At 65.1% G+C, this 6,129-nt stretch carries 5 protein-coding genes; 3 read left to right on the top strand and 2 right to left on the bottom strand.

Annotated features, from left to right (window positions below):
- A partial coding sequence (locus tag PKA57_RS07700; RefSeq protein WP_324299186.1) for a type 1 glutamine amidotransferase occupies window positions 1-723 on the top strand: 723 nt, incomplete at its 5' end.
- Window positions 724-726: 3 nt separating this feature from the next.
- On the opposite strand, the gene PKA57_RS07695 is transcribed toward PKA57_RS07700, so the two are convergent.
- Window positions 727-1,497, bottom strand: a complete 771-nt coding sequence (locus PKA57_RS07695) for an SDR family NAD(P)-dependent oxidoreductase (protein ID WP_324299184.1) — start codon at window positions 1,495-1,497, stop codon at window positions 727-729.
- A gap of 63 nt (window positions 1,498-1,560) precedes the next feature.
- Window positions 1,561-3,375, bottom strand: coding sequence for a potassium/proton antiporter (locus PKA57_RS07690; RefSeq protein ID WP_324299182.1), 1,815 nt, complete (start codon window positions 3,373-3,375; stop codon window positions 1,561-1,563).
- Window positions 3,376-3,572: 197 nt separating this feature from the next.
- Between PKA57_RS07690 and PKA57_RS07685 the strand changes: the two genes are divergently transcribed.
- Both PKA57_RS07685 and PKA57_RS07680 read left to right on the top strand, forming a co-directional pair.
- Window positions 3,573-4,781 (top strand): acyl-CoA dehydrogenase family protein, encoded by a 1,209-nt coding sequence (locus PKA57_RS07685; protein WP_324299180.1) that lies wholly within the window; start codon window positions 3,573-3,575, stop codon window positions 4,779-4,781.
- Between the two features lie 80 nt (window positions 4,782-4,861).
- Window positions 4,862-6,064, top strand: a complete 1,203-nt coding sequence (locus tag PKA57_RS07680; RefSeq protein WP_324299178.1) for an acyl-CoA dehydrogenase family protein — start codon at window positions 4,862-4,864, stop codon at window positions 6,062-6,064.
- Window positions 6,065-6,129: the final 65 nt, after the last annotated feature.

Here is a 6,129-nt window from a genome sequence, read left to right as displayed (position 1 = left end):
ATGCGCATTCTCTTCCTCGTCAACGATGTGACATCGCCGCCCGGCGTGCTGCTCGATGAAGCACGCCTGCAGGGCGCCGATTGCGACGTGAGGACCATCCATTACGGCTATGGCGATCCCTCATCGCCGCTCGACGAGGTGCCGGCGAGCATGGATGGGCATGACGCGCTCGTCATCATGGGCGGGCCGATGGGCGTCTATGAAGCGGCGCGATATCCCTTCATCGAGCGGACGCGTGCGCTCATCCGCGACTTTCATGCAGGCGCGAAGCCGGTGATGGGCGTCTGTCTCGGCGCGCAACTCGTTGCGAGCGCCTTCGGCGCCGATGTACGCCGGATGGACGAGGACGAATTCGGGTTTCTGCCGCAGAGCTGGCTGCCGGAGGCGGCGGGCGACGCGCTGCTGCACGACGCAGAGCACGGGCTCGGCCTCATGCAGTGGCATCGGGATACGTTCGACCTGCCCGAGGGCGCCGCATGGCTCTCGACGCGCGAAAGCTGCCGCCACCAGTCATTCCGGCTCGGGCGCGGGACCTATGCCTTTCAGTTCCATCTGGAACTCACGCGCGCGACGCTCGATGGCTGGCTCCGCGAACGTGCGCGCCAGCAGGGCGTGCCGGTGGAGGCAATCGCCGAAGAGATCGGCCCCATCGACGCGCTGCTCGATCCGCAACAGGCATTCGCGCGGCGCGTGATGCGGCGCTGGATGAAACTGGTGGGGTAGGTCTCAGAAATTCACGCGGCTCGTCATCGCGCCATCGACCACCATGTTGATGCCGGTGGTGAAGGAGGAGACGGGACTTGCCAGAAAGGCCGCGGCATTCGCAATGTCCTGCGGCGTCGCCATGCGGCCCGTCGGGTTGCGGCGCATCGCATCCTTGAACGTGTCGGGCATGTGCTGCTCGATCATGTCCCAGACGCCGCCCTTGAAATAGACCGTGCCCGGAGAAATCGTGTTGACGCGGACATGCCTGGCCGCCTTTTCCTTGGCGAGCCCCTTGGCGAGATGGATCTGCGCCGCCTTCAGCGCGCCGTAGGAATTGCCATAGGTCGTTTCAGCGGCCGAAATCGACGAAATGATGATGACGGCGGCGTCGCCATGCTGCTCGGCCGCCTTCTCGAGAAAGGGCATGGCCGCGTCGGTCGCGCGGACGGCGCCCAGCACGTCGATCTCGAAAGAGGCTTTCCATGCCTCTTCCGTATTGCCGTTCTGAAGCGCGGAGGCATTGCAGACGAGAATGTCGATGCCGCCGAGAAGCTGGCCCGCGCTCGCGATCCATGTCTTGAAGCCCTCGGCATCGGCGATGTCGACCGTGCCGCCGAAGGCGCGAACGCCCTTCTTCTCCAGCGATTCGACCGCCTCGTTCACCTGTAGCTGATTGCGCGCGCAGATCGCGACATCGGCTCCTTCCGCCGCCAGCGTTTCCGCGATGGCGCGGCCGATGCCCCGCGTCGCGCCCGTCACGATGGCCTTCTTGCCTTTCAGATGCAGATCCATATCGACCCTCCCAGAGTTGCCCGTTGGCGCAAACATAGCCTGAAGCGGGCCGGTGAGACAAAATCAGGACAGGAACATCTCGCGCACGGAATTCCTGATCTCGTTCGCACGCAGGCGGAGCAGCGTCATCGCGCTTTGCGGCGGCGGCGGATCGAGATCGAGCCCGACCTTGCTCGGCGCGCGCTCCGCATCGATGCCGATGGCGACGAGTTCGACCGACCCCGCCCGGATGCGCTGACCAACCTCGATCTCGCGGCCGAGACGCGCCTGCATGAGGCCGGCAAGCGAGAGGTCGCGCTCATGCGGCGTCACCATGAAGCCATACATCTCGGCGACCTCGCCTGCATTGGCCCCGGCGTCGAGCGTGAAGTCAACGGGGCCGATGCCCTTGGCCTTGGGCCGCGCCTTTCGCGCACCGAAGAGGCGGTCGAGCGAGGGAAGCGCATCGGGCTCCGTCAGCAGCATGACGATATCGCCGCCATTGAAGCCGTCTCCTGGCTGGAGCGTGCGCACCTGCCCATCGCTCATGACCGAGAGAATTTCCGTGCCCGCAGGAAGCGGCAGCCGGCGCGGGCGGCGCAGAGCCATGATGCTCATGGGATCGACCGTATAGGCGACGACCGAGCGGCCGACGCCGGCAGGAAGCCCCAGTTCGACCCGGGCGCGCGGGCTCGGGCGCGGCGGCAGTTCGAGCCCCGCCATGCGCGCGATGCGGGGCACGGTCCAGCCTTGAGCAATGAGCGACGTCAGCACCACGACATAGGCGACGGCGAAAATCACATAGGCATTGTGGAGGCCGGACATGACCGGGATCATGGCGAGAAAGATGGGCACGGCGCCGCGCAGGCCCACCCAGGAAATGAACGCGCCTTCCTTGCGCGTGAAATTGAACGGCCAGATGCAGAGCGCGACCGCCACCGGACGGGCGACCAGCATCAGCACCGCCGAAATCGCAAGGGCGGGCAGCAGGATCGGCAAGAGCCGAGACGGCGTGACGAGAAGCCCCATCATCAGGAACAGGCCGATCTGGGACAGCCAGGCCATGCCGTCGAGGAAGCGGGCGATCTCCGCCGTCGCGCGATGGGCATTGTTGCCGAGGCGATAGCCGACGAGATAGATCGCGAGAAAACCGCTCGCGCCCGCGGCCTGCGTGGTCGCGAAGACGACGAGCGCCAGCGCGCAGGCAAGGATCGGATAGAGCCCGGCCGAGAGCTGCAACCGGTTGACCGCGCGCAGCACGATCTGGCCGCCGATAACGCCGAAGATGATGCCGCCGACGAGCTGCCAGGCGAAATCCCACAGAAGCGGCAGCGGATGGGCGATCGCATGTTGCAGGCTCTCGCCGCTCGCAGCCACCTGCACGAGGATGAGGGTGAGAAAGATCGCCATCGGATCGTTGATGCCGGATTCGACCTCGAGCGTCGCGGCGACGCGCTGCTTGAGGCGCAGCCCCTTGAGATGAAGGAGCGAGAAGACGGCGGCCGCGTCGGTCGAGCCGACGATGGTGCCGAGGAGCATCGCCTCCACCCATTCGAGGCCGAGGAGGTAATGCGTCGCCACGCCGGTGATGAGGGCGGTGAACACGACCCCGGCCGTCGCCAGGATCAGCGCCGGCGCGCCCGCCTGCTTGAACGCATCGCGCCTCGTGCGCGAACCGCCATCGAAAAGGATCAGCGCCAGCGCCACCGAGCCTATGAGATAGGCGACCTTGAAGTCCGAGAACTGGATACCGCCGAGCCCGTCCTCGCCCGCCAGCATGCCGAGGCCGAGGAAAACGAGCAGGACGGGCGCGCCGATGCGCGAGGAAAGAACGCTGGCGAAGATCGCAAAGGTGACGAGCACCGCGACGATCAGGATGATGTGATTGGCAACTTCCATCCCGGCAATCGGATTCCGTATTTCTGTGGGCGGGCTCCAGCTCCAGACCAAGGCTGACCGTGCGTCACCCATCGATGAACAGGCGGCGAGCGGCAAACGCGATGGACCGGATTTGGCTCAGGCCTATACTGTAAGGGGCAAAGAGCCGGCGAGACGAGCAAAAACACGAGGCCGGACGAAATACAGGAGAGGAAAAGATGGATCTCGCCATGCGGGCCGAGGATGTCGCCTTCCGCGACGAGGTAAGGGCCTTTCTCGACGAAAATCTGACCGAAGATCTCAAGGCCCATGCGCGGCTGACGCCCGGCATCCTCGCCGATCACGACCTCAGGGTCGAATGGCTGAAGCGGCTGCACAAGCGCGGCTGGTCGGCTCCATCCTGGCCAAAGGAATATGGCGGTCCGGGCTGGAACGTGATGCAGCGTTTCATCTTCGCTTCGGAATGCGCGGCGGCGGGCGCGCCCATCTCCTCCAATATGGGCCTCTCCATGGTCGGCCCGACGCTGATGGGCCATGGCCGCAAGGACCAGAAGGACCACTACCTGCCGCGCATCCTTTCGGGCGAGGACTGGTGGTGCCAGGGCTATTCGGAACCGGGTTCGGGCTCCGACCTCGCCTCGCTGCAGACCCGCGCGGTCGCCGATGGCGACGACTATGTCATCAACGGCACCAAGCTCTGGACGACGGGCGCGCATATCGCCAACAAGATGTTCTGCCTCGTGCGCACCGACCCCAAGGCGAAGCCGCAGGAAGGCATCTCCTTCATCCTCATCGACGACATGTCGGCGCCCGGCATCAAGGTCGAACCGATCATCACGCTCGCGGGCGACCATGAGGTCAATCAGGTCTTCTTCGATGATGTGCGCGTGCCAAAGAAGAACCTCGTCGGCGCGGAGAACAATGGCTGGACGGTGGCGAAATACCTGCTCGAATTCGAGCGCGGCGGCTCGGCGCATGGCGCCAATCTGCGCAACGGGCTCAACAGGCTGCGCCGCATCGCCTCCGACGAGCGCTCCAGCGACGACACTCGCCTCATCGACGATCCGGCCTTCCGCCGCAAGATCGACGAGACGGATGTCGAGGTGACGGCGGTCGAGTTCACCGAGCACCGCATCATGTCGGCGCTGTCGAACGGGCAAAACCCCGGCGCCGCTTCCTCGATCATCAAGACGCGCGGGACGGAAACGAATCAGAAGATCACCGAGCTTGCGATCGAGGCCATCGCCTATTACGCGGGGCCGCATGTCGTCGAGGCGCGCATCTGGGGCTCCAATGTCGCGCCGGTCGGGCCCGAGCACGCGCTGATGCCGATGGCCAAATATCTCAACACTCGCGCCTCGTCGATCTATGGCGGCTCCAACGAGGTCCAGCGCAACATCATGGCGAAAGCCGTGCTGGGGCTCTGAAGAACGCTCCCCTTTGCCATCACGTTCCCATGCGCCCCCGGCATCCCAAACCGGGGGCGCTTCAAGATCAGGGCCTCTCCATGGATCTCAATTTCACGCGCGAGGACGCCGCCTTCCGCGACGAGGTGCGCGCCTTCCTCGATGAGAAGCTGACGCCGGAACTGAAGGACGCGGGAAACCTCACCACCAGCGTCTTCACCGACAAGAAGTGGAATCTCGCCTGGCAGAAGATCCTCTACGAGAAGGGCTGGGTGGCGCCCAACTGGCCGGTCGAATATGGCGGTACGGGCTGGACGGAGATGCAGAAATACATCTGGGCATCGGAATGCGCGCGAGCGGGCACGCCGCATCTCTCGCCCATGGGGCTTCGCATGTGCGCGCCGGTGCTGATGAAATACGGCACGCCGGAACAAAAGGCCTTCTATCTGCCGCGCATCCTCAAGGGCGAAGACTATTGGTGCCAGGGCTATTCGGAGCCGGGCTCGGGCTCGGATCTCGCCTCGCTTCAGCTCCGCGCCGTCTCGGACGGCGACGACTATGTGCTCAACGGCTCGAAGATCTGGACGACGCACGCCCATTTCGCCAATCGCATGTTCTGCCTCGTGCGGACGAAATGGGACGGCAAGCCGCAGGAGGGCATCACCTTCCTCCTTCTCGAGATGAATACGCCCGGCATCAAGGTCGAGCCGATCATCACGCTCGCGGGCGAGCACGAGGTGAACCAGGTCTTCTTCGACGAGGTGCGCGTGCCCAAGGCGAACCGCGTCGGCCCCGAACATGAAGGCTGGACGGTGGCGAAATATCTCCTCGAATTCGAGCGCGGCGGCGCCTATGCGGCGGGCCTCGCGGTTGGCCTCGAAAAGCTGCGCGCCATCGCCATGGCCGAGCGCGCGGGCGACGGCACGAGGCTCATCGACGAGCCCGCCTTCCGGCGCAAGCTCGACGAGACGGAGATCGCGGTGAAGGCGATAGAGATCACCGAGCATCGTGTGATGGCGGAGCTCGCGGGCGGCAAGAACCCGGGCCCCGCCTCCTCCATGCTCAAGACGCGCGGCACGGAGACGACGCAGGCGATCGACGAACTCGCGGTCGAGGCTCTCGCCTATTACGCGAACGCCGATCAGAGAGCGGCGCGCGAGCCGGGCTCGAACATCGCGCCCATCGGGCCCGTTCACGGCCTCACCGTCATGCCGCGCTATCTCAACAATCGCGCGGCATCCATTTATGGCGGCTCCAACGAAATTCAGCGCGGCATCATGGCGAAGCTGGTGCTGGGGCTTTAGGGGCGCTCCCCCTCACCCTGCCCTCTCCCCCTTGGGGGAGAGGGTTCAAAGAGCGCGTGTTTCAC

This window comes from Parvibaculum sp. (genome assembly GCF_035325945.1).
GTDB lineage: Bacteria > Pseudomonadota > Alphaproteobacteria > Parvibaculales > Parvibaculaceae > Parvibaculum.
The sequence above is the reverse complement of the archived record's forward strand: the minus strand, read 5'-3'. Positions and strand labels throughout refer to the sequence as shown.